The organism is Staphylococcus sp. Mo2-1, from assembly GCF_046721385.1.
Classification (GTDB): Bacteria; Bacillota; Bacilli; order Staphylococcales; family Staphylococcaceae; genus Staphylococcus; species Staphylococcus equorum_A.
This window is the reverse complement of record NZ_JBEUUK010000001.1, coordinates 2,579,409-2,604,878: the sequence shown is the minus strand read 5'-3', so window position 1 is coordinate 2,604,878 and position 25,470 is coordinate 2,579,409. Positions and strand designations below refer to the sequence as shown.

Annotated in this window: 16 protein-coding genes and 7 pseudogenes; 9 read left to right on the top strand and 14 right to left on the bottom strand. The window is 33.0% G+C overall.

Annotated features, from left to right (window positions below; translation table 11 throughout):
* Positions 1-29 precede the first annotated feature (29 nt).
* Positions 30-1,452: pseudogene (locus ABLV95_RS13235) on the bottom strand (APC family permease).
* Positions 1,453-1,712: 260 nt separating this feature from the next.
* Between ABLV95_RS13235 and ABLV95_RS13230 the strand changes: the two are divergent.
* Positions 1,713-1,811: a type I toxin-antitoxin system Fst family toxin gene (locus ABLV95_RS13230; RefSeq protein ID WP_141714367.1), complete on the top strand. Its 99-nt coding sequence runs from the start codon at positions 1,713-1,715 to the stop codon at positions 1,809-1,811.
* Positions 1,812-2,076: 265 nt separating this feature from the next.
* A pseudogene (locus ABLV95_RS13225) lies at positions 2,077-2,912 on the top strand (aldo/keto reductase).
* Positions 2,913-3,363: 451 nt separating this feature from the next.
* Here the strand turns inward: ABLV95_RS13225 and ABLV95_RS13220 are convergent.
* Complete coding sequence (locus tag ABLV95_RS13220) at positions 3,364-3,660, bottom strand: hypothetical protein (RefSeq protein WP_069817358.1); 297 nt, start codon at positions 3,658-3,660, stop codon at positions 3,364-3,366.
* A gap of 416 nt (positions 3,661-4,076) precedes the next feature.
* Here ABLV95_RS13220 and ABLV95_RS13215 point away from each other — a divergent pair, with 416 nt between their 5' ends.
* From ABLV95_RS13215 to ABLV95_RS13205, 3 genes and pseudogenes are all read left to right on the top strand, one after another.
* Positions 4,077-4,313 (top strand): FeoA family protein, encoded by a 237-nt coding sequence (locus ABLV95_RS13215; protein ID WP_277579966.1) that lies wholly within the window; start codon positions 4,077-4,079, stop codon positions 4,311-4,313.
* Positions 4,306-6,299: pseudogene (feoB, locus tag ABLV95_RS13210) on the top strand (ferrous iron transport protein B). The gene ABLV95_RS13215 and the pseudogene feoB overlap by 8 nt, the downstream one beginning before the upstream one ends.
* Before the next feature lie 12 nt (positions 6,300-6,311).
* Positions 6,312-6,452 (top strand): FeoB-associated Cys-rich membrane protein, encoded by a 141-nt coding sequence (locus ABLV95_RS13205; protein ID WP_081325276.1) that lies wholly within the window; start codon positions 6,312-6,314, stop codon positions 6,450-6,452.
* Between the two features lie 219 nt (positions 6,453-6,671).
* Here the strand turns inward: ABLV95_RS13205 and ABLV95_RS13200 are convergent, their stop codons facing one another.
* From ABLV95_RS13200 to rpmH, 12 genes and pseudogenes are all read right to left on the bottom strand, one after another.
* A complete protein-coding gene (locus ABLV95_RS13200; RefSeq protein ID WP_427705679.1) occupies positions 6,672-7,748 on the bottom strand; it encodes an acyltransferase in 1,077 nt (358 codons plus the stop codon).
* Between the two features lie 292 nt (positions 7,749-8,040).
* A pseudogene (locus ABLV95_RS13195) lies at positions 8,041-9,988 on the bottom strand (right-handed parallel beta-helix repeat-containing protein).
* A gap of 14 nt (positions 9,989-10,002) precedes the next feature.
* Entirely contained in the window at positions 10,003-10,524 is a 522-nt protein-coding gene (locus ABLV95_RS13190) for an MFS transporter (RefSeq protein ID WP_460875953.1), read from the bottom strand.
* Positions 10,514-11,437, bottom strand: coding sequence for an MFS transporter (locus ABLV95_RS13185; protein ID WP_460875951.1), 924 nt, complete (start codon positions 11,435-11,437; stop codon positions 10,514-10,516). The genes ABLV95_RS13190 and ABLV95_RS13185 overlap by 11 nt, the downstream gene beginning before the upstream one ends.
* Before the next feature lie 542 nt (positions 11,438-11,979).
* On the bottom strand, positions 11,980-12,540 hold the full coding sequence (locus ABLV95_RS13180; RefSeq protein WP_427705681.1) for a helix-turn-helix domain-containing protein: 561 nt from the start codon (positions 12,538-12,540) through the stop codon (positions 11,980-11,982).
* A 232-nt stretch (positions 12,541-12,772) separates the two neighbouring features.
* Positions 12,773-14,227: a carbon starvation CstA family protein gene (locus ABLV95_RS13175; protein ID WP_277579972.1), complete on the bottom strand. Its 1,455-nt coding sequence runs from the start codon at positions 14,225-14,227 to the stop codon at positions 12,773-12,775.
* A 204-nt stretch (positions 14,228-14,431) separates the two neighbouring features.
* On the bottom strand, positions 14,432-15,271 hold the full coding sequence (locus tag ABLV95_RS13170) for a ParB/RepB/Spo0J family partition protein (protein ID WP_002506209.1): 840 nt from the start codon (positions 15,269-15,271) through the stop codon (positions 14,432-14,434).
* Between the two features lie 41 nt (positions 15,272-15,312).
* A pseudogene (rsmG, locus tag ABLV95_RS13165) lies at positions 15,313-16,033 on the bottom strand (16S rRNA (guanine(527)-N(7))-methyltransferase RsmG).
* 1 nt (position 16,034) lies between these two features.
* Positions 16,035-17,914, bottom strand: a pseudogene (mnmG, locus tag ABLV95_RS13160) (tRNA uridine-5-carboxymethylaminomethyl(34) synthesis enzyme MnmG).
* A 16-nt stretch (positions 17,915-17,930) separates the two neighbouring features.
* Positions 17,931-19,310 (bottom strand): tRNA uridine-5-carboxymethylaminomethyl(34) synthesis GTPase MnmE, encoded by a 1,380-nt coding sequence (gene mnmE / locus ABLV95_RS13155; RefSeq protein WP_141714387.1) that lies wholly within the window; start codon positions 19,308-19,310, stop codon positions 17,931-17,933.
* A gap of 162 nt (positions 19,311-19,472) precedes the next feature.
* Entirely contained in the window at positions 19,473-19,817 is a 345-nt protein-coding gene (gene rnpA, locus ABLV95_RS13150) for a ribonuclease P protein component (RefSeq protein ID WP_069817419.1), read from the bottom strand.
* 157 nt (positions 19,818-19,974) lie between these two features.
* Positions 19,975-20,112 (bottom strand): 50S ribosomal protein L34, encoded by a 138-nt coding sequence (gene rpmH, locus ABLV95_RS13145; RefSeq protein ID WP_000240855.1) that lies wholly within the window; start codon positions 20,110-20,112, stop codon positions 19,975-19,977.
* Between the two features lie 736 nt (positions 20,113-20,848).
* On the opposite strand from rpmH, the pseudogene dnaA reads away from it, so the two are divergent.
* The 4 genes and pseudogenes from dnaA to recF all read left to right on the top strand — a co-directional run bounded on the left by dnaA (position 20,849) and on the right by recF (position 25,468).
* A pseudogene (gene dnaA / locus ABLV95_RS13140) lies at positions 20,849-22,218 on the top strand (chromosomal replication initiator protein DnaA).
* 247 nt (positions 22,219-22,465) lie between these two features.
* Positions 22,466-23,596, top strand: coding sequence for a DNA polymerase III subunit beta (gene dnaN, locus ABLV95_RS13135; RefSeq protein WP_002506215.1), 1,131 nt, complete (start codon positions 22,466-22,468; stop codon positions 23,594-23,596).
* A gap of 526 nt (positions 23,597-24,122) precedes the next feature.
* Positions 24,123-24,356: a S4 domain-containing protein YaaA gene (yaaA, locus tag ABLV95_RS13130; RefSeq protein ID WP_172793137.1), complete on the top strand. Its 234-nt coding sequence runs from the start codon at positions 24,123-24,125 to the stop codon at positions 24,354-24,356.
* On the top strand, positions 24,353-25,468 hold the full coding sequence (gene recF, locus ABLV95_RS13125) for a DNA replication/repair protein RecF (RefSeq protein WP_069817336.1): 1,116 nt from the start codon (positions 24,353-24,355) through the stop codon (positions 25,466-25,468). The genes yaaA and recF overlap by 4 nt, the downstream gene beginning before the upstream one ends.
* Positions 25,469-25,470 lie beyond the last annotated feature (2 nt).

The window sequence follows — 25,470 nt, the reverse complement described above, 5'->3', positions numbered from 1 at the left end:
TTAAAAGTAATTTTTAAACTATAAGCTATCTATTTCTGCTGACCATTCATCTTAATGGCATAAAATAAATAATATACAATACCAATAATAAACCAAATCAATGTATAGAATTTAGCTTGTCCGCTTAATCCCCAAAACACTGCAAATACACAGATAAATATAAAAATCGGCATAACAGGGTAAAATGGTAATTTAAATGCTGGTTCTGGTAAATCTTTACCTTCTCTTTTGCGTAATGCATAAATTCCAATTGTCACAAACATGAATGCGACGAGCGCACCTGCTGAAATCAATTCCGCTAAAAATCCAAATGGAAATACAGATCCGATAATGACTGCCACAATTGTTAGTATGACTAAAGAACGATTAGGTTGATTCTTGGTATTTAACTTCCCTAACCAAGACGGAAGAATGCCATCACGGCCAAATGAATAAAGTAAACGTGAACCGGCAAGCATCATACCAATAAGTGCCGTAAACATACCTATAACTGAGACAGCCTGTACGATAACAGCAACTGTGCCGTGTCCACTCATACGTAATGCCCAACCTACTGGTTCTGCGTTATCTTTGTATGCTGAGTAATCAAACATACCTACTAATACGAGTGATACAGCAACAAATAATCCAACTGCAATAAGTAGTGATCCTAAGATACCTCGAGGCATTGTTTTCTGTGGGTTAATTGCTTCTCCAGAATTAGCCGCAATAGAATCAAAACCGATATAAGCAATGAAAATAACCGAACTTCCTGCGTAAATACCTTGCCAACCACCAAAGGCACCTGTTGCTGTTTCTTTATATTCAGGAATAAACGGTATGTAGTTTCCAAGATTAATAACTGATAAACCTACAATAAGAAATAAGAAAATCGCTAATATTTTTAACACAACAAGTATATTTTGTACGCGTGCTGTTTCTGATGCACCTCTCGCTAACAAGAGTGCTGTGATAATAATTACAATTGCTGCAATAATATCCATTATGCCACCGTTAGTTCCAAGTGAATTGGATAATGCGTTTGGCAATGATATATCGAAGGGGTCTAAAAGCCCTCTTAAATTGGCTGAAAAACCTGACGCTACAAAAGAAACTGCAATAATATACTCTGCAATGAGCGCCCATCCTACTATCCAACCAAAAAACTCTCCGAATAATATACTAATCCAAGTATAAGCCGAACCTGCAAATGGCATCACTGAAGCCATCTCTGCATATACAAAAGCAACGAGTGCCGCTACTATTGCTGATACTAAAAATGAAAGTGTTACAGCTGGTCCTGTATGATCTGCGAGCAACAACACCTGGTAATGTAAAAATAGCAGTCGATACAATCGTTCCGACACCTAATGCTAAAAAGTCTCTCACACGAAGTGTACGTTCTAAATTTGAATCTTTATTTTGATAACGGGATAAATCTTCTTTCCGAAATACTCTTTTAATGATACTCATTTTGTCTAACTCCTTGTTGTTTTAAAAATAAACATGTTCTTAAGTATAATGATTTTCGAATACAATGTACATGTTGTTTTAAGAAGAAATTAAATAAATTGATAATGATATTTGTGGTAATTTGTATAATTGAGGAAATATTTGAAGATAAAGTGACAAGCTCAAACATATGATAAAAGCACAGCATTTCTAGTATATAATATGGATGTCGCCTATCTCTCAGGCGTCAATTTAGACGTTGAGAGGAGGTGAGCTGAATAATGGTAGCATTTTTTATAAATGTCTTAGCCACAATCATCAGTGGTTGCATCATTGCCATGTTTACGCAATGGCTTCGTAATCGTGGCGAAAAACAATAGGCGATAACGTAAGCCACACCATAAAAAGCCCTCACTATTATAGGCAATAGTGAGGGCTTGGTGAACTAAATGGTAACATTTTTTATACCTATATTATAATCACAGCAATCTTAAAAATCAATTAAAAATATGATTATTCATAAAATAGATACCTAGGTTACTTTAAAGTGCGTACTTACATTTTTACTTAATCATCGGTAATATAACTAATATAAACATTGTTTGAAAATATTTTGAAATCAAACACAGTAAAAGGAGAATAACTATGCAATATATTGATTTTCATAATGGTAATACTATGCCTCAACTTGGTTTAGGTGTTTTTAGAGTAGAAAATGATGACACTGCAAAAGATGCAGTGAAGCATGCAATTATCAACGGTTATCGCAGTATTGATGCCGCATTAGTTTACGGAAACGAAGAAATGGTCGGCCGTGGTATACAAGAAGGTATGGTCTGCAGCCGGTATTCAAAGAAAAGATTTATTTATTACATCAAAACTTTGGTTTGATAACTTTGGCAAAGACAATGTAGAACAAGGATATCAAACTTCTATAGATAACTTAGGTCTAGACTACTTAGATCTTTACCTTATTCATTGGCCGGGTACAGATGAGTCTGTCATGATTGAAACTTGGAAAGGTATGGAAGCTCTATACGAATCAGGCAAAGTTAAAAATATTGGTGTAAGTAACTTCAATATGGAGCATTTAGAAGTGTTAAAATCACAAACTTCTATTAAACCTGTCATCAATCAAGTCGAATTTCATCCCTACTTCACACAACAAGAATTGAGAACTTACTTAGATACTGAATCTATATACATGGAGTCATGGTCTCCACTAATGAACGCGGAGATTTTAACAGATGAAACAATCAATGCGATTGCAGAAGAAATTGGAAAATCTCCGAGCACAAGTTGTTATTAGATGGAATATTGAACATGGTGTCGTAACAATTCCAAAATCAATTACACCTCATAGAATAGAAGAAAACATTAATATCTTTGATTTCTCATTATCAACTAATCAAATGGAACGTATTGATGCATTAAACGAAAATAAGAGAATTGGACCTAATCCATTAGAATTAAATGGTTAACAAAAATACAAATATATGATGTTGTAACAGAACGTAAACAAACCCAATGTGTAAAGAACTCAAAAAGTTGTACTTTGGGTTACTATATAACTTTAAATGTTTGTTCATTGTTTTAAAATGCCAGTGATTTGGACCGCCTCCTGTGAGGAAAGCATCAGCCGAAGACTACAGGCTAAGGCTGTGCCCTCGGAAAGCGTGCACAAAAAGTACCAACTAACAATTACACAGTAGCAGTCTGATAGGAGCGATAATACGAAATCAAATTTCAACTTTTGATTTCGTATTCCCGTTCCTTTTTTATGTTCTCATTGGTATTTCTAATCATTTTTAATATTCTAGACGTACTTTAGACAGCCTAACATACTAAAAAGGCTACTGATATAGTTCTAATTACCCCCTATCAATAGCCTTCATATGCTCATTTTATTATTCAATTGTATGAATTTAATCACTATTTCATGCGATCCAGTATCTCTTCTTGAATTACTTGCAACGCTTCATTATAATCTGTATTTGTATTTTCTTTTGCATTTACAACTAATAAATCTATAAGTTCAATGTCACTCTTTTCACGAACTTCATTTTCAAATTGGTGTAAATGCTCTTCTGAAGTTTCCGTGTTTTGCTTTTCTATTTGATAATATTGATCGGCTCCCAATCCGCCTTCCTCAATCATCACAGAAATACCACTAGAACGTGTTTCATTCAATCTTTTGACTTTGATACGTTTATTTTCACGAATAACCATTTGAATCCCTCCTACATTATGCGCATTTTACAAACCCTTAATGCATATAAACTATTTACATATTGCTACTGATGGATTGAAAACAAATCGTCTTGGTGTCTTTATTTTTATGTATTAAAAACTATATTTACAAATCAAAATATCTAAAAAACTGGACCGCTTCATTTCAAGTTTGATTCGAGTGTAATACCTATCGTGTAAATATACAATATTTTTGCTCACTTATCTATACCCTTAATTCAAGGTTAATATATATTTCAGATAGATTTTATTACAAGTTTAATGAAATCTATGAGCATTGCAATGTCTTTTAACAAAATGTCCACAAAATTAATATTTAAAACGCTTTTATCGTACAAAACTTAGTTGTATAATTGACAATGATTATTATTTACAATTAAGAAAGAGTGATGACTATGCTAAATATCGAGACAGCCACTTTGGAAAAACGTTATAAAATTAAAGCTCTACATATTAAAAACCAACATATGTTACAACGTTTAAATGCGCTAGGCTTAAATAACGGAACGAACGTGAAAATTAAGCAAAAATGTTTATTCAAAGGGCCTTGTATTTTAGAAGTTAATGACCAATGTTTAAGTATACGTGGTTGTGATGCATGTCAGATTTTTTTAGAGGAAGCACATGAATAATAGCTATTGTATCCTAGGAAATCCTAATGTAGGTAAGACCTCATTATTTAATGCATTAACTGGCACTTACGAATATGTAGGCAACTGGAGCGGCGTTACCGTTGAGAAGAAGGTCGGCCGTCTAAAAGAGAACGCCGGAAGCCTTATAGATTTACCTGGTATATACGAACTGTCACCTATTTCTAAAGATGAAACTGTAGTGACCGACTACTTATTAAACAATGACTTCTCAGGTATGATCAATATCATAGATGCAAGCCAACTCAAACGAAATTTACAATTAACAGTTCAATTAATGGAATTAGGGGCACCCATTATTATCGGCTTAAATATGATAGATGTAGCCACAAAACGTGGTATTCGTATTAATCAGACTGCTCTAATGAAGAAATTAAAACTACCCTTATTACCTATCCTAGCGAGAAGTGGTAAAGGTACGACTCATTTATTACATGCGCTTAAAGACCATTCATTATCAAAATCTAGACCTTTACGAATAAATTATGGCGAAAAATTTGAAGATACAATATCTTGTATTGAAAAATATTTATCTGAACACACTTCTTTCGATAAACAGCTTTTCAGATTTATCGCTATACAATTCCTTTAGACAATCCTAAAATTCATGAATTACTCGATGAAGTCGTGTTAGAAAAAATCATCCCTTTACGTGAAACATTATCTGATTTACTAGACTGTTCTATTCGTGAATTAGTACAACGTAAACGTAGCGACTACATAGCTCAATTATTAGACGGGGTGATTGAATATCCTGATGAAGAACAACAATATCTTTCTAATCGTATAGATAAATTGCTAACACATAGAATATTAGGTATCCCTATCTTTTTAGGTATCATGTGGCTCATATTCCACATTACATTTACATGGGTAGGTACACCATTATCTGATCAGCTTGATGAATTTCTTGGTGGCACATTTACCGATACCGTTAAGTCAGTCATGGATAACCTTGGTGTTGTAGCTTTCTTACAAGATTTAATTACTGACGGAGTGATTGCGGGTGTTGGGGGTGTATTAGTATTCGTCCCTCAGATTATCGTACTCTTCTTCTTTATTTCTTTACTAGAAGATTCAGGTTACATGGCACGTATAGCTATATTGATGGATAGAATTATGGAAACCTTTGGCTTAAGTGGTAAATCCTTTATTCCTATGATTATTGGTTTCGGGTGTAACGTGCCTAGTATTATGGGCGCACGTAGTATTGAAAGTGAGAAAGAACGTCTTACAACAATTTTAATTGCACCGTTTATGTCATGTTCTGCAAGACTACCTGTGTATGCATTATTTGTTGGTGTTTTCTTCGAGCAAAATCAAGCGCTCATTGTGTTAAGTCTTTATGTGCTTGGCATTGTCATCGCATTATTAACAAGTGTCTTACTGACTAAAACTGTGCTGAAAAATGATGATTCAGTATTTATCGTGGAATTACCGACATATCGTTTACCTTCTATCAAAACACTTTGGAGAAGTACTTGGGAAAAAGCAAAAGGATTTGTTAAAAAAGCAGGAACTTTCATCTTTGCAGGTTCAGTAGTTATTTGGCTTTTAAATTATACAGGACCAGGTGGTTTCAACGTAGATGTAAACGACAGCTTTTTACATTTTATAGGAAGTTTCTTTGCAGTTTTAGTTGCACCTTTAGGATTCGGAACTTGGCAAGCAGGCGCAACGCTTGTTCCAGGGTTCTTAGCTAAAGAAGTCATAGTTAGTTCGATGGCTATTATTTACGCTTCAGATGAAGCCGGATTAGTAAATATCGTTCAAGATCAATTTACGCCATTATCAGCCTATGCCTTTATGATATTTATCCTATTGTACATACCTTGTTTATCGACTGTAGCAACCATTCGTAAGGAAACCTATGCCTTAAAATGGACAATATTCGCAGTAGCCTATCCTTTAATTGCTGCCTATATACTGACATTCATCTTCTACCAAGTTAGCCAATTTTTTATTTGAGGACGTGATTTTATGTCGATTATCATTAACATCGTTATCTTTTTAGCAATTTTTGGCTACACTATATTTACATTAACTAAATTTATGAAAAAATCTAAAGAAGGAAAATGCAGCTCTTGCGGTTCTAAAGAAGGTTGTAATACAAAAGAATAACAGTGAACTAAATAGATCTTATCAATTCAATCACTAAAATAGATAAAATGAGAGGCTGAGACACATATTTTGTCTCAGCCTCTCATTTAAATTTTACGCTTTAGCATTCAAAATGTTCTTACATATCTATTTACTTATTTTCTCTATTTGTAGATGGATAAGTCTGTCGTCCTGAAAGCTTGTTCTTTCTAATACCTTAATGCTCATATTACAGCTTCACTATGTCTTCTCATTTCGTACACGCTTATTAATAATAGTTTTTTTAGCTGGAATCGGTACAATATAACTTGAAAAAGGCAATTTACTTATTAAATAAATGGATATTACAGAAAGACATAATATAACGATATAAGAAATAACAAATGTAGATGGATTATTAACAATATCTGCATAAGGGTACTGTCTATATATCATAATTAATAAAACATGAATCAAGTATATCCCCATAGAATAATTTCCTATAACTGTTAAAGATTTCATTAAATACTTATAATTTTTAACATGATTATAAAATATAATTAATAGCGCAAGAAAGAATGGTATATAAATGATGTTAGCTATACTGCTTGAACCATATAAATTTGTAATATCAATGCTGATTATTAAATCAACAAATAATATCATCCCTATTATTTTGAAATAAATTTTATATTCTAATATTGTTCTATTAATTTCTTTATAAAACTTCGCATAACAAATGCCAAGGAAAAAGAAAGAAAGCCAATTCAATATAAATGCTTTACTATTAACAAAAGCGTTTAATAAGTCACTTTGGAATGTGATTTCACCTCTACCATAATTCAACCAAATTACATTTATTATTGTCGCAATGATATATGCTACTATTAATGGTAACCCCTTTTTAAGTTTGTGTACGAATGGAAATAGTAAATAAAATTGAATTACTACTAAAATGAAATATAAATGTATTTCAGCTGTACCAAGTATATAGTATTTTATTAAAGGCGTCCCTGGAGGATAATATGTATTAGTAAAAAGATACCTCAATACTATATATAAAGTTGTCCATAGTATATAAGGTATAAAGATTTTAGTGAATCTTGATTTGATAAAGTATAATAAACTAAATTTTCTATTCAAAGTCGAACTTGTAAGCAAAAATGCACTGATTACGGCGAAAATTGGTGTTCCTAATCTCGCTATTTGATTAAAATATGACAAAATAGGATCTGTTATGACGCCATTTGAATTATACAATTGAGCTGTTAAATGTATACATAGAACTAACATCGTGGCTATAGCTCTTATAACAGGTATTTCTTCATAATATTTCATAAACTAATATCTCCTATGGTTTTAATAAAAAGTTTTTAAATAAATTAAATAAAAAAACAATTATTCTATATTATCATAAATCAACCGTTAAAGCACATTGCTTCTGTATGAAACAATAATAAAAATAGATTGATAGTATTTTGACATAAAAAAACATCCCTAAAAGTTGAATTTTTATGTCCAACTTTTGGGATGCACCTCAATTTTTAAAAATTGAGGCTGTTTTTCATTTGTGAATGTTATAGCGGTCTAATTATTTTGTGCATTTTATCTGTATAATAATGACTTAGTCCTACAGATAGTCACCGTTTTCATTGTGTTTCCAAATTAGCACTTTATTTTCACCAGCTTGTAAATTTTCAATCGGTCCTAATAGAGTAGTATCCGTTCTCATATTTTCTACTAAATCAGTATTAATACTGATTGGCTTTTCATTTGGACTTTCAAAGTCTGCATCTGCTAGTCTTACTTTAGGTAAAGTATCACTTGATTGGGTTTCTCCTTTAATTTCAAAAAATGATGCTTGGTAATGAAATGTTAAGATATAAACCTTCTGATTCTTCTTCTAAAGATAACGCAGGATTGAAGTTCTCATCTATTAAATTATTTTCTTCTTTTTCAAAGTGTTTGGCTTTATTGAAATAAGCATTATTGTTAATAAAAACAGGTTGTTTTATTTTATGATAAGCTTGGTGATCTCCTTCTTCTTGAGAGACCAAATACTTATATTCTTCTAAAGATGTTGTATAACCATTATACAGTTCAGTTCCAATATTATTTACAGCATTTTTCCCTATAAATATATTATTGTAGAATCTATCGTCTCCTCCATAAACTGGAGCAAATCCAGCGACTAATGTACTATGTGGCACATGGTAAGGCGTTGATCTATCTAGCATCAATCTATGAACCATTTCACCGTTAATAATATTATTAACATAAGCGCCACCTTGAGCATGATTATCTAAAGCGTAATCAGCAGTTAGTATATTATTATCGACGAGATAAGGTCCGCTTGTCACTTCTACAAAAAGATCCCTTGTATTTTCATTGAATATATTTTTACTAATTCTTGTTCCTTGAGTTTGCCAATCAAACCACATACCTAAAGAGCAGTTATGAACGTAATTATTATAAACTTGTGTATCTAAAGCCGCATGTAGTTTAATACCGGCAATTTCATATCCAAAAAACGCTCTTCTATTACCAATATTAAAGATATGGTTATTATATATTTCACTAAAAGCGCACCCTAAATGACCCACAATAGCATTTTGTCCACAATCGCTAATTTTATTATTTCTAATAATGTGTGATCCTATCGTTTCTTTATTCCAATCAGCATTAACAGCACTAAAAACTGTTTCTATTTGGTATTGATAACCAGGTTTATCTTTTCTAATTGAACTAAAGTTTTGTCCGGTAGATATCTCTTTACCAATTGAAACACCACTACACATCGAATCATGTATATAATTATTTTCTACGATCCATTTTTTACTCCAATTCGTATCAATCAAACCAGTCTGTTTAGCTGTAGGTGGAGACCATTGTGTTGCCGCATGCGCTAATTCAAAATTACGAATTGTTATATAATTAGTATGTGTTTGACTTGGCGAAAATACGTGTTCTCTGACATTGATTTCTATTAATTCTTCATTTGGATTATAGTTTTGAAAATTAGCGTAAATCGTAGTACTATTTTCATCTACTTCCGCATACCATAAAAATGTCGATAAATCAGCGTAATCAAAATCAACTTCTTTTTCAGTCCAATGATCAAATACTTTTTCGACGCTTTGTGGATTTTTCAATCTATCAAAAGCATTTACTTCAAATAGTGCATGACCATTTAAATATACTTGCCCTAAAGTCTGATCATTATCAACCTCAAGCCAATCACCAAATAATTTCACTGAAAAAGGATTAAATGTTTTGAATAATTGATTAGGAACTTCTACTTTCCATATATTTCCTTCTACAAGATGCCAATCATTTATTTCTTCAGAGCCTTTTACAGTCACTTTTTCATTTTTTGCACTTTCAAATGTAATTCTGCGAGACTCGCTTAATCCTGAATTTATGTCGTTTATTTCTTCTCTATATATGCCTTCATGAACGATTACAGTGTCCCCAGGTAACGCAAGCGAAGCCGCTTTATTAATTGTTAATAACGGCTCATCCTCAGACCCCTTAGCAAAATCTGATCCTGTTTTAGCTACATATAATTTTTTTGACATAATATAACCTCCGCTTATTTATATATTTGTTTATTTCTCAGTTCTCCCACTTCATTATTTCTTATTTGGTCCTTAACCTTACCTATGAATTTTTCATAATTTAAAAAGAACGTAACAATCATTATCATTATAACCATTAAAAACGGAAAGTATATTTGCATCGATTTTATGGCAAATATAGTACTTTCAGATTGTATTGAAGCTCCTGCGACATAACCACCGATGGACAATGACCACCCTACAATAGCTGACTGTAGACCTGATCCAATTTTCATTCCGGCACTAGCCAAACTAAACACTGACCCTTGTACTGGTACCCCTGTTTTCCAATATATAATATCGCCAATATCTGCAACAATACCACTGAGTGCGGCAGTAAATGGTACGATTCCTATACCATGTATAACTAAACCTATAACTAACATAGTTAAGTTTTCCGAAAACAAACTCATAATGATATAAGAAATTATTGATATTACTAAACCAATAATGATACTTTTCTTAATTCCAACCTTTTCTGAAAATTTAGGCTGCAAGTAGTAAACCTAAAATTGTTGGGATTAAAGTAGCAAAACTTAAAAGCGCCATAACATTTTCATCGTTAAAAATATACGTAGCATAATATATTCTCATGCTATTATCTGTTTGACGTAAATACCATAGTAAATATAAAACAATAGTAATAAGAAAGTATTTTTCTGTCATTAATGTTTTTATAATTAATGTAAAAGGTATGCGGTTTTTTTGTTTTTTGACACCTTTTTTATCAATGTGGTCATATTTCTTAGTTGCAACGTTTCTTTCTTTTACAAAATATCCTGCAATCATTAACGGTATAGCACATAATGCGCCATAAATAATAGATGTAACAGTCCAACCTTGCTGATTACCACCAAATCCATTAACTAAAAATGTGGTAAATGTCGTAATACACAAAACACTTAAGTTAGCAAAAATAAAACGGATACTTCCCAATGAAACACGGTCAGTTTCATTTTTAGTCATAAATGAAATAAGAGAAGAATATGCAACATTATTGGCAGTATAAAACACTACTGATATCAAAAAGTATATTGAAAAGATATAAATAATCTTTTCAGTATCACCAAAAGATTGTGGCACATTAAATAATAAAATAGTTAAGATTCCCAAAATAGGAGCGGTCCAAAAGACCCATGGCTTAGCCTTGCCCATCTTTGTATTTGTATTATCAATGATACTTCCCATAAACAAATCCGAAAAACCATCTGCAAACCGACAAATCAATATAATAGTACCTATTACTGAACCGACAACACCCACTACATCAGTCATATAAATTATTATAAAAGATGCAATAAAGGTCCAACTATAATTCGCTCCAAAATCCCCGATACCAAAAGTAATCTTCTCTGGCATACCTAATCGTTCATTCTTATCACTTTGTTTAGAATCATAACTAACGGACATAATCCCCACCCCATTAATTTTTAATGTATGCACTGCTCATAGATGATTAACAAAACAACTATTCATAAATTAGAATGTCCAAACCAGTAATATGTATAGTTATCTTTACGCGTTAACTTTTAGCGATGCCCCCTTATTTTTGGTTGGTTTGTTAATTTAACTAACCAAATTAACGTTAATATATCACCTTATTTCTTATTTGTAAACGCTTTCTTATATTGGAGTAGTTTTTTACTCCTTAAAATTAAATACAATTTAAGGATAATAATTCACTTAATATTAGCTATATTCTTTATTTTTTTATTTTGAAATGAATGCCGATGAGCATGCACGTGTCTTGATTTTTAAGGTATTTCATTATCTACATTATCTACAAATAAATTTATTAAATTGTAGGGAGTTGATTACTACTAAACTGCTTGCTCAAACATTTACTGTGATATTTTTTAATAAAAGTTTTAAAAATAATAAAAAGTTCATTCAGTCCCATTTACATAAAAAAGCATCTTTCAAAATTTGAAAGATGCTTTTTACTATATTTTCTATTTGAAAAAATACATACTTAATAGCAAAATGATTAAAAAACCGCCTACGATTAATATGAAGCTATATATAAATGTCAGGGTATTTCTTAGTTTTGTAGTATTAACCTCATTAGGATCTTCACCCTTCATAAATGCTACGATTCGATCGTAAGTTTGCATATTATTAGACTTCTTAATTAAATCTACTTTAATAGAAGCGTACATCGCAATAATAAATAGTACAACCTCAATGACAATGCCAACCGTTCCCCAATAATAAAGCGCTGGACCAAATAAAATTGCTACTAATAACATCGGCCACACCATTAAATGTGACCACAAGTTAAAGTTTGTTTGCTTTAATTTCTGTTCCATAATCTCCACATCTCCTTTGACTAAATCGTCTAAAGAAACATCGAACAATGAACTGAGCATAAGTAAATTATGAACATCTGGATAACTCTTATCATTCTCCCAATTAGAAATTGTTTGACGTGAAACATATAATTTCTCTGCTAAATCTTCTTGAGATAAATAATCGAGTTGTCTGAAATACTTAATTTGAGAACCTAAATTCATTTGTCGTGCTCCTTTGACTAGAGATTAATATGGAAATCATTATTAGACTACCAAAGTTCTTTGACATATGCACCTTTTCAATTGTCAAAATGCTTTTACACCCTATGATACCAACGTTTTTTAGACTGCCTTTAGACAGCACAAAAAAGGGCAAGATAGAAATCATAATTTGATTTCATATCCACCCCACAAGTTTAACTAGCTATCGGCCAAGTACTGCCAATATAAAAACTTAAGTCGTTTGTTGCTGATATTGAATTTGGTGATCTAATTCAAACTCTTCACCTTCAGTGATTTTCTTATATTGATAACCAAAGTACAGAACCCATAGTATTGTCAGACCAAATGCTATCACATAGCTTAATGTAAGATCTAATCCTAAACCGATTGGCTGACTGAGAATGTATGTAAATATATTCCATGTCATGAACACGGCTGGTATTGCTGCCACCCAGAAATTCTTTTTAGCCATGAGTAAGTACATAGCCCCGACCCACAAAGCAACAGTTGCAGTGGTTTGGTTAGCCCAAGAGAAATAACGCCAAAGTATTGTGAAGTCTACTTGAGTCAAAGCGAAACTAATTACAAATAATGGTGCGGCTACGATAATTCTTTTTACAACACTACGTTGACCATAATTTAAGTAATCAGCAATAATCATTCTGGCACTACGGAAAGATGTATCCCCGCTCGTAATCGGTAAGACGATTACGCCTAACACTGCGATGGTCCCTAAGACAGAACCTAATAATAAATGAGAAGCTTCACTTACCACTAAAGCTGCTTCGCCACGCGCTAATACATCACTAAGTCCATTGTAACCATTAAATAGACTCATACCTGCTGCTGCCCAAATCATAGCTATAATTCCTTCAGCAATCATCATACCGTAAAAGATAAAACGACCATTATTTTCTTTTTTCGTTGTTCTAGAAATAATTGGCGTTTGTGTCGCATGGAAACCAGATAACGCCCCACAAGTAATCGTGAAGAATAATAATGGGAAAATAGATGCCCCATCAGGATGCATATTTTTTAAATTAATCTCTGGAATCGGTGCGCCTGTTTGAATAAGACGGAAACCAATACCAACCGCACTAATTAATAATAATGCCCCAAATATTGGATAAATACGGCCAATAATTTTATCAATAGGTAAAATCGTAGAAAGAATGTAATAAATAAAGATAACAAGAATAATGATGCCTAATGCAATACGTCCGTCTAATAAATCATGTAATAATAATGCCGGACTTGTCACAAATACTGTTCCTGTTAAGAGTAATAATAAAATAGAGAAAATATTAACAAAGTGTTTCATCACTTTTCCTAAAAACTTACCAGCAAGCTCAGGTAAATGAGCCCCTTTATTTCTGATTGAAATCATCCCAGTTAAATAGTCATGAACCGCCCCTGCAAAAATACAACCCACAACAATCCAAATAAATGCGACAGGTCCATAAAGTGCTCCCATAATTGGTCCGAAAATTGGACCAACACCCGCAATATTTAATAATTGAATCAGTGAATTAGATGATGTCTTCATCGGTAAGTAATCGACATCGTCCCTCTGATGAAATGCTGGCGTCGGACGTTCCTCTTTCGTTCCAAACATCTTATCGATATATTTACCATAAGTGAAATAACCTACAACTAATAAAATAATAGACACGATAAACGTAATCATATTATCATCCCCCCTTTAGATAATGTGTAAGCGTTTTCTTAATTTAATCACAGTTTTTGATTTATCACAATATTACAATGGAATTTTTATATTAACTTAATAAAATTTAAACATTAAAAAAGACTGTTAGATTTCCAATGAGGATTCTAACAGTCAGTGATTTAATCTAGGATCTATTTCCCAGATTGTTTCATTTTGGTTATATTAACGTTTGTATAATTTAATCTTTATTTCATAATAGTCGTCATGATCTTTAGCTTGATGTTCATATTTAATGCCGCTTTTTTCAATGCTTTCAAGACTTTTACCAACTGCATCACGTGCGTCAGTTAAGTCTTTTTCAAAGCCAAATGTTTGAGCCGTCACCTTTTCAGGGCCAACTTTTTGTTTCACTCGTGCTTCTGTTTGTTTTACATTTAGCTTCTGGCTAATAACAGTTTCAACCATTATTTCTTGATCTTCTTCTGATAAACTTAACATTGCACGAGCGTGACGTTCAGTAATCTTACCTTCACGTAAACGTTCGATGACTTTAGGTGCTAATTTTAATAAACGCAATTTATTAGCTATGAAACTTTGGCTTTTACCAACACTTTTAGCTAATTCACTTTGTGTGGTATCCCCGATTTCCAATAACTTTTTATATGCTTCCGCTTCTTCAACGACGGATAGGTTTTCACGTTGAATGTTTTCAATAAGTGCAACCACAGCAGTCTCTTCATCATCTAAATATCTAATAATGACTTCTGCGTGTGTTTTACCAAGTGATTGAAACGCTCTAAATCTACGTTCACCCGCAATGATTTCAAACATATCTTCTTCAATTGGACGTACGACGATAGGCTGTAACAAACCATGTTCTTCTATTGATTCTGCGAGTTCTTTTATCTTATTTGGCTCAAATACTTGTCTTGGTTGATAACGGTTTGGCACAATACGTTCGATATGAATAGATTCAACGCTATTATTATGATCTTCTTCAATATAACCAACAATGTCATCTTTGTTCTTTAAACCAAATAATTTAGAAAAAGGTTTCTTCATTTTCCATGCGCTCCCTCTAAATTAATTGTATTGATTTGCATTTACTTGTTAAGCAATGGAGACTTATTCGGTGTTCCTGGTTTTCTAGGATACTTCTTAGGTGTCTGACTTCTCTTGTCTATAATCATCATTTGTCTCTCGCCTGCTTCTTCTGGCAATTCATATGAAATTGTTTCTCGCACTTTACCACCCAAAATACCTAAACCGAAACGTGCTTCTTCTAATTCTTCTTCACCTTTAGAAGATTTTAAAGCAATGAATTGACCGCCTTTTTTAACTAAAGGCAGACACAATTCACTTAATACTGAAAGTCTAGCAACAGCACGTGCAGTTACGATATCATAAGACTCCCTGTAGACTCCTTTGCCAAACGTTTCGGCACGATCGTGCACGAAATTTACGTTTTCAAGGTCTAGCGCCTCTGCTAATTGATTTAAAAAGTTTATACGTTTATTTAACGAATCTACAATTGTAACTTTTAAATTCGGAAAAATAATTTTTAAAGGAATGCTTGGGAAACCAAGACCAAGCACCTACATCACAAATTGTTAATTCTTTAGTCAAATCCGTATAAAAACTTGGCGCAATTGAATCATAAAAATGTTTCAAATACACTTCATGTTCTTCAGTGATACTTGTTAAATTTATTTTTTCATTCCATTCAACAAGCATTTGATAATACGTTTGAAATTGTCGTTGTTGTTCTTCAGAAAGTTCTATACCTTGTGTACTGAGTTGCTTAGTTAACCATTCTACACTCATCTTAATTTTTCACCCTTTGGATTTTTCCTTGTTCAAGAAAAACAAGTAAAATTGAGATATCAGCTGGATTCACACCAGAAATACGAGAAGCTTGCGCAATGTTTAATGGCTTAACTTCTGCTAATTTTTCACGCGCTTCAGTCGCTAAACTATCTACCTTACTATAATCTAAGTCTTCTGGAATTTTTTTCTCTTCCATACGTTTTACTTTTTCAACTTGTTGTAATGACTTGTTGATGTAGCCTTCGTATTTCGTTTGAATTTCCACTTGTTCTTCAACATCAGATGGAAGTACATGTGATTCATCCAGAATTTCAAGAATTAAATCGTAAGTCATTTCAGGACGACGTAACAGCTCTAATGCTAAAATACCATCTTTCAAGCGAGAACCGCCTTGGGCTTCAATAATTTCTTGAACGCGATCATGTGGTTTCACTCGGATACTACCTAATCGTTCTTGTTCTGATTTTATCATGTCTCGTTTTGCATTAAAACGTGCATAACGCTCTTCAGAAATCATTCCTAATTCGTGACCTAAATCAGTGAGACGTAAATCAGCGTTATCATGTCTTATCAATAGACGATACTCTGCACGAGATGTTAATAAACGGTAAGGTTCATTTGTGCCTTTCGTAACAAGATCATCAATTAATACACCGATATATGCATCAGAACGACTTAAGACAACTTCATCTTTATCTTGTACTCTAGTTGCTGCATTAATACCAGCCATAATACCTTGTCCAGCCGCTTCTTCATAACCTGATGTACCGTTGATTTGACCAGCAGTATATAAGTTTTTGATTTTTTTAGTTTCAAGTGTTGGCCATAATTGTGTAGGTACGAGTGCATCGTATTCAATTGCATAACCTGCACGCATCATGTCTGCTTTTTCTAGACCAGGAATTGTTTCTACCATTTGTCTTTGTACATGTTCTGGAAGACTTGTAGATAATCCTTGTACGTATACTTCATTCGTATTACGTCCTTCTGGTTCTAAGAATAATTGGTGACGTGGTTTATCGTTGAAACGCACAAATTTATCTTCAATTGATGGACAATATCTTGGACCTGTACCTTTAATCATCCCTGAATACATTGCTGAAAGATGTAAATTATCATCAATTACTTGGTGTGTATCAGCATTTGTATATGTTAACCAACATGGTAATTGATCTAAGATATATTCAGTAGTTTCAAAACTAAACGCTCTACCTACCTCATCACCTGGTTGGATTTCAGTTTTAGAATAATCAATTGTTTTCGCATTTACACGAGGTGGTGTACCTGTCTTAAATCTAACAACTTCAAAGCCAAGATTTCTTAAATTATCGGCTAATGAAATAGATGGTAATTGGTGGTTAGGGCCACTTGAATATTTCATGTTTCCTAAGATAATCTCACCGCGTAAAAATGTACCTGTTGTAATAATAACTGCCTCTGCCCAGTATTCTGTTCCAATGTTAGTACGTACGCCTTTAATCACATCATCTTCAATCATTAAGTCGTCTACCATGCCTTGCATAATATCAAGGTTATCTTCATCTTCAATTACTTTTTTCATTTCTTGTTGATACAATACTTTATCTGCTTGTGCACGTAATGCTCTCACTGCTTGGGCCTTTGCCCGTATTCAACATACGCATTTGAATGTGGGTCTTATCAATCGTTTTGGCCATTTGTCCACCTAAAGCATCAATTTCACGCACGACGATTCCTTTTGCCGGTCCACCAACTGATGGATTACATGGCATAAACGCAATATTATCTAAGTTAATTGTTAACATAAGCGTTTTTGCACCACGTCGAGCTGAAGCAAGTCCTGCTTCAATACCGAGCATGCCCGGCTCCTATTACTATTACATCATATTCTTGAGCCATACTATTTTCCTCCTTATTATTTTCCTAAACAGAACTGACTAAATAATTGATCTATCAATTCGTCGCTTGCGGATTCTCCGATGATTTCACCTAATATTTCCCAAGTTCTCGTCAAGTCAATTTGAATCATATCCATTGGTATATCTGATTTTGCAGCATCTATTGCGTCTTGAATTGTATTTCTAGCCTCTTTTAATAATGAAATATGCCTTGAATTAGATACATACGTCATATCTTGATTTTGAACATCGCCACCAAAGAATAAATCTCTAATTTGTATTTCTAATTGATCTATTCCTTCTTGCTTCAACATAGAAGTTTGGATTAACGGCATATCTCCAATCATTGCTTTAACTTCATCTATATCTAATTGTTTATCTAAATCCATTTTATTTACAATAACAATCGCATCTTCGTTTTTAATCACTTCATAAAGTTTACGGTCTTCTTCAGAAAGTGCTTCGTTATAATTTAGTACAAATAAGATTAAGTCTGCTTCGCCTAATGCTTTTCGGGAACGTTCAACACCTATGCGCTCTACAATATCTTCAGTTTCACGAATACCTGCTGTGTCTACTAATCTTAGTGGTACGCCTCGAACGTTAACGTATTCTTCTAATGTATCTCGTGTCGTTCCTGGCACTTCTGTAACAATAGCTTTATTATCTTGGATCAGATTATTGAGCATTGATGATTTACCAACATTCGGTCTACCGACAATTACTGTAGATAAGCCTTCCCTCATAATCTTACCTTGCGTACCAGTTTCTAATAATTTATTAATCTCTTCTTTAATTTCATTTGATTTACCTAATAAAAATTCTGTAGTAGCGTCCTCTACGTCATCATATTCTGGGTAATCTATATTAACTTCGACTTGTGCAAGGATTTCGAGAATGGATTGTCGCTGTCGTTTAATCATATCACTCAAACGGCCTTCTATTTGATTCATTGCAACTTTTGATGCACGATCGGTTTTAGAACGAATAAAATCCATCACTGCTTCTGCTTGGGACAAATCAATACGTCCATTTAAGAATGCACGTTTTGTAAATTCTCCCGGTTCAGCCATACGTGCGCCATTACTCATTGTTAATTCAAGCACTCTATTAATTGTTAAAATACCACCGTGACAGTTGATTTCAACAATATCTTCACGCGTAAACGTCTTCGGTGCACGTAGCACAGAAACCATTACTTCTTCTATAACTTCTTCTGATTCTGGATCAATAATATGACCATAATTAATTGTATGAGATGTTACATCTGCAAGTTTTTGTTTTCCTTTAAATAACTTGTCAGCAACGTTAACTGCATCAGCACCAGATAAACGTACAATACCTATCGCACCTTCGCCCATTGGCGTGGATATACTCGTTATTGTATCTAAATCCATCATCCATCTCGCCTCCTTTATTGTCTAAATTTTATCATTATAATATTGTAAAGAGTTTCCTATCAAAAAGCGAATATCTTGATCGAAAAAATACACAGTAAGTCTTAGGGTTGTCTGAAGTTAGACTAACGGTAGTCTAATCAACCACTTCCCCTACCCTACTTAGATGCGCTTATTAAAAGCCTTTGCTATTTTAAGTACATGTTCAAGGCTCGCTTGAATTTGTAGCGTATCCATATCTTTAGCTGGCTGCCTCGCTATTACCACAATATCTAATGGTAGCATATCTTCTTTGTGTATCTTGAAGTTTTCACGAATAGCTCTTTTAATACGGGTTCTAACCACAGCATTACCTATTTTTTTAGAAACACTTATTCCTAAGCGGAAATGCTCTAAATTTTTGTTGGGTTTTGTGTATACTACAAATTGTCTGTTAGCGACTGATTTCCCTTTTTTATAAATAAATTGAAAATCACCATTCTTTTTAATTCGATACGCTTTTTCCACCAACCATCACTCACTTATCTCTTCATTAGATGTATTATGTTATATATATGTTTAATCTATATCATTAATTTTCTTAAATTACTAACGAAAATTAACGTAATTTCCTGTCATTTTCCTTCATTAAAACCAAAAAAAGACCACTGATGAGTCAGTGATCTTATGCTGATAGTACTTTACGGCCTTTACGACGACGACGCGCCAAAACTTTACGACCATTTTTTGTGCTCATGCGTTTTCTGAAACCATGAACTTTACTATGTTTACGTTTATTTGGTTGATAAGTACGTTTTACCATGCAAAAACACCTCCATCTTTATTCGGTTATCTAACTATTATAATAGATAAATTAATATACGCTTCTGCTCTTAAGTCTTGATTTAACTGTTATTAATTTCTAGTCATAATTCAAGCAACTTCTACAATATAACAAAATATATTTTATAAAGCAAGCATCAATTTGAGTCTTTGCAATTTTATAGGCAATTTAAAAATACTTCCCAATTTAATTACATATAAGGAAGTGTTGGATTATAAATTGCCTAACCTCCCCTATTATAGTAGAAACATTACTATCTAAAAAACAATCCGCATTATCCTTCATTTTTCATTATACATTTTCCATACAATCTTTATAAATTATTTCCCAAGCTCACAAATGGTTCGATTTTTGTTATACTGTTTATTCCTCAAAGTTATCCACTTATGCACAGTTACGGTTTCTATTTTTGTGGATAATATATATGTTATTAACAAGTTCATCTACGTTTTAACAACATATTCACAGTCATTTGACATTGGTCATTGTTAAAAAGTATAATTGTGTGGATAAGTCATGTAAATATTGATAGATACAGGGTTTACTTTATTGAATTATATACTAAACAGCTGTGTATAAATCATAGCGAGTAAATAGTTATCCACCGATTGTGTGTAACTTGTGGATAATTATCAACATGCTGTGATTAGTCTCATTTATACCTGTTGTTTTTGTGTATAACTTTTAAAATTTATGAAAGTTGGAGTTTATTCATATGTCAGAAAAAGAAATTTGGGAAAAAGTCCTAACCTTGGCTCAAGAGAAAGTAAGTTATCCTAGCTATCAAACTTTCCTTAAAGATACTAAGCTTTACTCATTGCAAAATGATGAAGCCATTGTTGTTATCGATGATCCATTTGTTGCCAATTGGTTAAAAACGCATTATGTTGAAATTATTCAAACTGCATTATATGAGGCAATCGGTCATGAAATTATGCCAGTTTTCTATTCTGAAGATCAATTAGAGAGTTTAAAATCAGGTGAGAATCAACACACGAATCCAGACGTTCCACAAAAGAAAAAGTATACACCGGGTGTAGATGAAGCTGTCATTGGCGGCGAACAATTCAATACACACAACACTTTTGATACATTTGTGATCGGACCTGGCAATAGATTTCCTCATGCGGCAAGTCTCGCTGTTGCCGAAGCACCTGCTCAAGCCTATAACCCGCTTTTCATTTATGGTGGCGTTGGTTTAGGAAAAACGCATCTAATGCATGCGATTGGTCATTATGTATTAGAAAACAATCCTGATGCTAAAGTTATTTACACGTCTAGTGAAAAATTTACTAATGAATTTATTAAATCTATTCGTGATAATAAAACTGAGCGTTTTAGAGAAAAATACCGTAATATTGACGTTTTATTAATAGATGATATTCAATTCATCCAAAATAAAGAGCAAACACAAGAAGAATTCTTCCATACTTTTAATGAATTACATCAAGCAAACAAACAAATTGTTATTTCGAGTGATAGACCGCCGAAAGAAATTGCTAAATTAGAAGATCGTTTGCGTTCTCGCTTTGAATGGGGATTAATCGTTGATATTACGCCTCCTGATTACGAAACAAGAATGGCTATTTTGCAGAAAAAAATTGGAGAAGAAAATTTAAATATTCCAACTGAAGCATTAACTTATATTGCTAATCAAATCCAGTCTAATATTCGTGAACTTGAAGGTGCACTCACTCGTGTATTAGCATTTTCTAAACTTCAAGGCCAACCGATTACAACTGAATTAACTGCTTGCAGCTGTTAAAAGATATTATCCAAGCGCCAAAATCGAAAAAAATTACGATTCAGGATATTCAAAAGATAGTTGGACAATACTATAACGTGAGAATTGAAGATTTTAGTGCTAAAAAACGTACAAAATCCATTGCCTATCCGCGCCAAATTGCAATGTACTTATCACGTGAGCTAACTGATTTCTCATTACCTAAAATTGGTGAAGAGTTTGGTGGCCGTGATCATACTACTGTTATTCATGCGCATGAGAAAATAGCTAAAGAAGTAAGTAGTGATTCAACTTTTAAACAAGAACTTGAAAACTTGGAAAAAGAAATTAGAAATCAATAAAAAACTGTACTATAACAGATTAATTGTAGGAAAATTGAGGAATAACGTAGTAACGATAAATTTTGGAGAATTGTGGATAATGTGTAAAAGTCATACACACTGTGCACAAGTTATCCACAGTCGTTAAATAATGCCATACCTGAATTCATATAAGTTATCCCGTAATCCACAAGCCCTACTACTATTACTACTGATTTAAAACCTATATAATTTATATATAAACGACTGGAAGGAGTTTGAAAATTAGATGGAATTCACAATAAGAAGAGATTATTTTATTGCTCAATTAAATGACACATTAAAAGCCATCTCACCAAGAACTACATTACCAATATTAACTGGTATAAAAATTGAAGTTAAAAATAACGAAGTGATACTTACTGGTTCTGACTCAGAAATATCTATCGAAATCACTATACCTAAACAAGTTGATGGTGAAGACATTATAGAAGTTGCAGAAACTGGATCAGTCGTACTCCCTGGTCGTTTCTTCGTAGACATCATTAAAAAGTTACCTGGTAAAGAAGTAAAACTTTCTACAAATGAACAATTTCAAACATTAATTACTTCAGGTCATTCTGAATTTAACTTAAGTGGTTTAGATCCAGATCAATACCCATTGTTACCACAAGTTTCTCGCGATGATGCAATTCAATTATCTGTAAAAGTACTTAAAAACGTGATAGCACAGACGAATTTCGCAGTGTCCACCTCAGAAACACGCCCAGTACTCACTGGTGTTAACTGGCTTATACAAGATAGTGAATTAATATGCACGGCTACTGATTCACACCGCTTGGCTGTAAGAAAAGTGGCATTAGAAGACGAGTCTGAAAATAAAAATGTCATCATTCCAGGCAAGGCATTATCAGAGTTAAATAAAATAATGACAGATAGTGAAGAAGAGATTGATATCTTCTTTGCATCAAACCAAGTACTATTCAAAGTTGGCAATGTGAACTTTATTTCACGTTTATTAGAAGGTCATTATCCTGATACATCTCGTTTATTCCCAGAGAATTACGAAATTAAATTAGGCATTAATAACGGTGAATTCTATCATGCAATCGATCGTGCATCATTATTAGCACGTGAAGGCGGCAATAACGTTATTAAATTAAGTACTGGTAATGAATTAGTAGAATTATCTTCAACATCTCCTGAAATTGGTACCGTAAATGAAGACGTTAAAGCAAGTAACGTTGATGGTGGTAACTTGAAGATTTCATTCAACTCGAAATATATGATGGATGCATTAAAAGCAATCGATAATGACGAAGTCGAAATAGAATTCTTTGGCACAATGAAACCATTTATTTTAAAACCCAAAGACGATGATTCAGTAACACAATTAATTCTGCCAATCAGAACATATTAGAACTTAATAACTTATCCCTAGACAATTTATTTTGTCTGGGGTTTTTTCTTTTAATTTTTAAATTCAAAAGTAATCGCTTGTCTATATACGTGTATATAAATAAAGCAGGGGACACTTTTTACGAAAAAAATAAATTTCAGAAGTATTTTAAGAGGTATATTTCATTTTTAAAGGCACTGAGCGATTAAATATAAGCATTTATTGTTAATTGTTAGGGTATTTCAATAAAATTTTATAACGCGTCTAAAACACGCTTTAAATGTCATTTTAAATCGCACATATTAAAAATGCTTGCTCTAATTTCATATTAAATTTGGAACTTATTGATAGAGAATCAAAAAAACAGAATAAAATCACTCGAAATTTGATATAATATTACATGTAAAACAACCGCTATAACGGGCTTTGTACATAATTATTAAAAAGAAGTGAAAATTAGTTATAAGAATACGCTTACATGCTGTATTTTACATGAAATTTTTCGTGAAAAAAGGTATAATATATTAGTGAGCTTAAAAGAAACGGAGTGATTGATTTGGTTGAAGAGGTAATCGTTGATGGAGACATTACTTTAGGGCAATTTCTAAAGACAGAAGGTATTATCGAATCTGGCGGACAAGCAAAATGGTTCTTACAAGATTTTGATGTCTTGATAAATGACGAACGTGAAACACGTCGCGGTAAAAAGTTAAACCATCAAGATAGCATTGTCATACCAGAAGTCGGTTCATTTGTTATTTTACATCAAGGTGAAGAATGAGATTAAAGACACTCCAGATAGAAAATTATCGTAACTATGATTCAGTTACCCTTGATTGTCATCCAGAGGTCAATATATTGATTGGCGAGAATGCACAAGGGAAGACAAACCTCCTTGAATCTATTTATACATTAGCATTGGCTAAAAGTCATAGAACGTCCAATGACAAGGAACTTATACGTTTCGGTATGGACTATGCTAAAATAGAAGGTGAACTTAGTTATAGATACGGTGAAATGCCTTTAACGATGTTTATAACCAAAAAAGGTAAGCAAGTTAAAATTAATCACTTGGAACAAAGTAGACTGACTCAATATATTGGTCACTTGAACGTCGTATTGTTTGCGCCTGAAGATTTAAATATTGTCAAAGGATCACCACAAATTAGACGCAGATTTATAGATATGGAGCTTGGACAAATTTCTGCAGTATACTTAAATGATTTGTCCCAGTACCAGCGAATTTTAAAACAAAAAAATAATTATTTGAAGCAACTGCAATATGGTCAAAAGACAGACAGCACAATGCTAGATGTCTTAAATCAACAATTTGCAGCGTATGCACTCAAAATTACGCTCAGACGTGAACATTTTATTAAAGAACTTGAATCACTAGCTAAGCCTATCCATTCTGGAATAACGGACGAGCGTGAGACGTTGTCATTAAAATATTTGCCTAGTATAAAACTCGACAATGAAGAGAAAAGTGAGACGGAACGCTTAGAAGAAGTCTTAACTTTACTCAATGACAATATGGAACGTGAGAAAGATAGAGGCGTTTGTTTATACGGCCCTCACAGAGATGATTTAGGTTTCAATGTAAATGATATGGATGCTCAGACGTATGGCTCTCAAGGCCAACAACGGACTACTGCTTTATCGATAAAACTCGCAGAAATCGAGTTAATGAATATCGAAGTAGGAGAGTACCCTATCTTATTGCTAGATGATGTATTAAGTGAATTAGATGATTCACGTCAATCGCATTTATTAAGCACAATTCAACATAAAGTGCAGACTTTTGTAACTACAACATCAGTCGACGGTATAGAGCATGAAATTATGAAGAACGCTAAACTTTATCGCATTAACCAAGGCGAAATTATAAAGTAATA

Coding starts and splice junctions, on each gene's coding strand:
- ABLV95_RS13200 (WP_427705679.1), bottom strand. CDS start 7,748: ATGAAATATTATGAAGAAATACCTGTTATAAGAGCTATAGCCACGATG.
- dnaN (WP_002506215.1), top strand. CDS start 22,466: ATGGAATTCACAATAAGAAGAGATTATTTTATTGCTCAATTAAATGAC.
- mnmE (WP_141714387.1), bottom strand. CDS start 19,310: ATGGATTTAGATACAATAACGAGTATATCCACGCCAATGGGCGAAGGT.
- ABLV95_RS13230 (WP_141714367.1), top strand. CDS start 1,713: ATGGTAGCATTTTTTATAAATGTCTTAGCCACAATCATCAGTGGTTGC.
- ABLV95_RS13205 (WP_081325276.1), top strand. CDS start 6,312: ATGTCGATTATCATTAACATCGTTATCTTTTTAGCAATTTTTGGCTAC.
- ABLV95_RS13170 (WP_002506209.1), bottom strand. CDS start 15,271: ATGAAGAAACCTTTTTCTAAATTATTTGGTTTAAAGAACAAAGATGAC.
- ABLV95_RS13180 (WP_427705681.1), bottom strand. CDS start 12,540: ATGAATTTAGGTTCTCAAATTAAGTATTTCAGACAACTCGATTATTTA.
- ABLV95_RS13215 (WP_277579966.1), top strand. CDS start 4,077: ATGCTAAATATCGAGACAGCCACTTTGGAAAAACGTTATAAAATTAAA.
- ABLV95_RS13175 (WP_277579972.1), bottom strand. CDS start 14,227: ATGATTACGTTTATCGTGTCTATTATTTTATTAGTTGTAGGTTATTTC.
- ABLV95_RS13185 (WP_460875951.1), bottom strand. CDS start 11,437: ATGTCCGTTAGTTATGATTCTAAACAAAGTGATAAGAATGAACGATTA.
- ABLV95_RS13220 (WP_069817358.1), bottom strand. CDS start 3,660: ATGGTTATTCGTGAAAATAAACGTATCAAAGTCAAAAGATTGAATGAA.
- recF (WP_069817336.1), top strand. CDS start 24,353: ATGAGATTAAAGACACTCCAGATAGAAAATTATCGTAACTATGATTCA.
- rpmH (WP_000240855.1), bottom strand. CDS start 20,112: ATGGTAAAACGTACTTATCAACCAAATAAACGTAAACATAGTAAAGTT.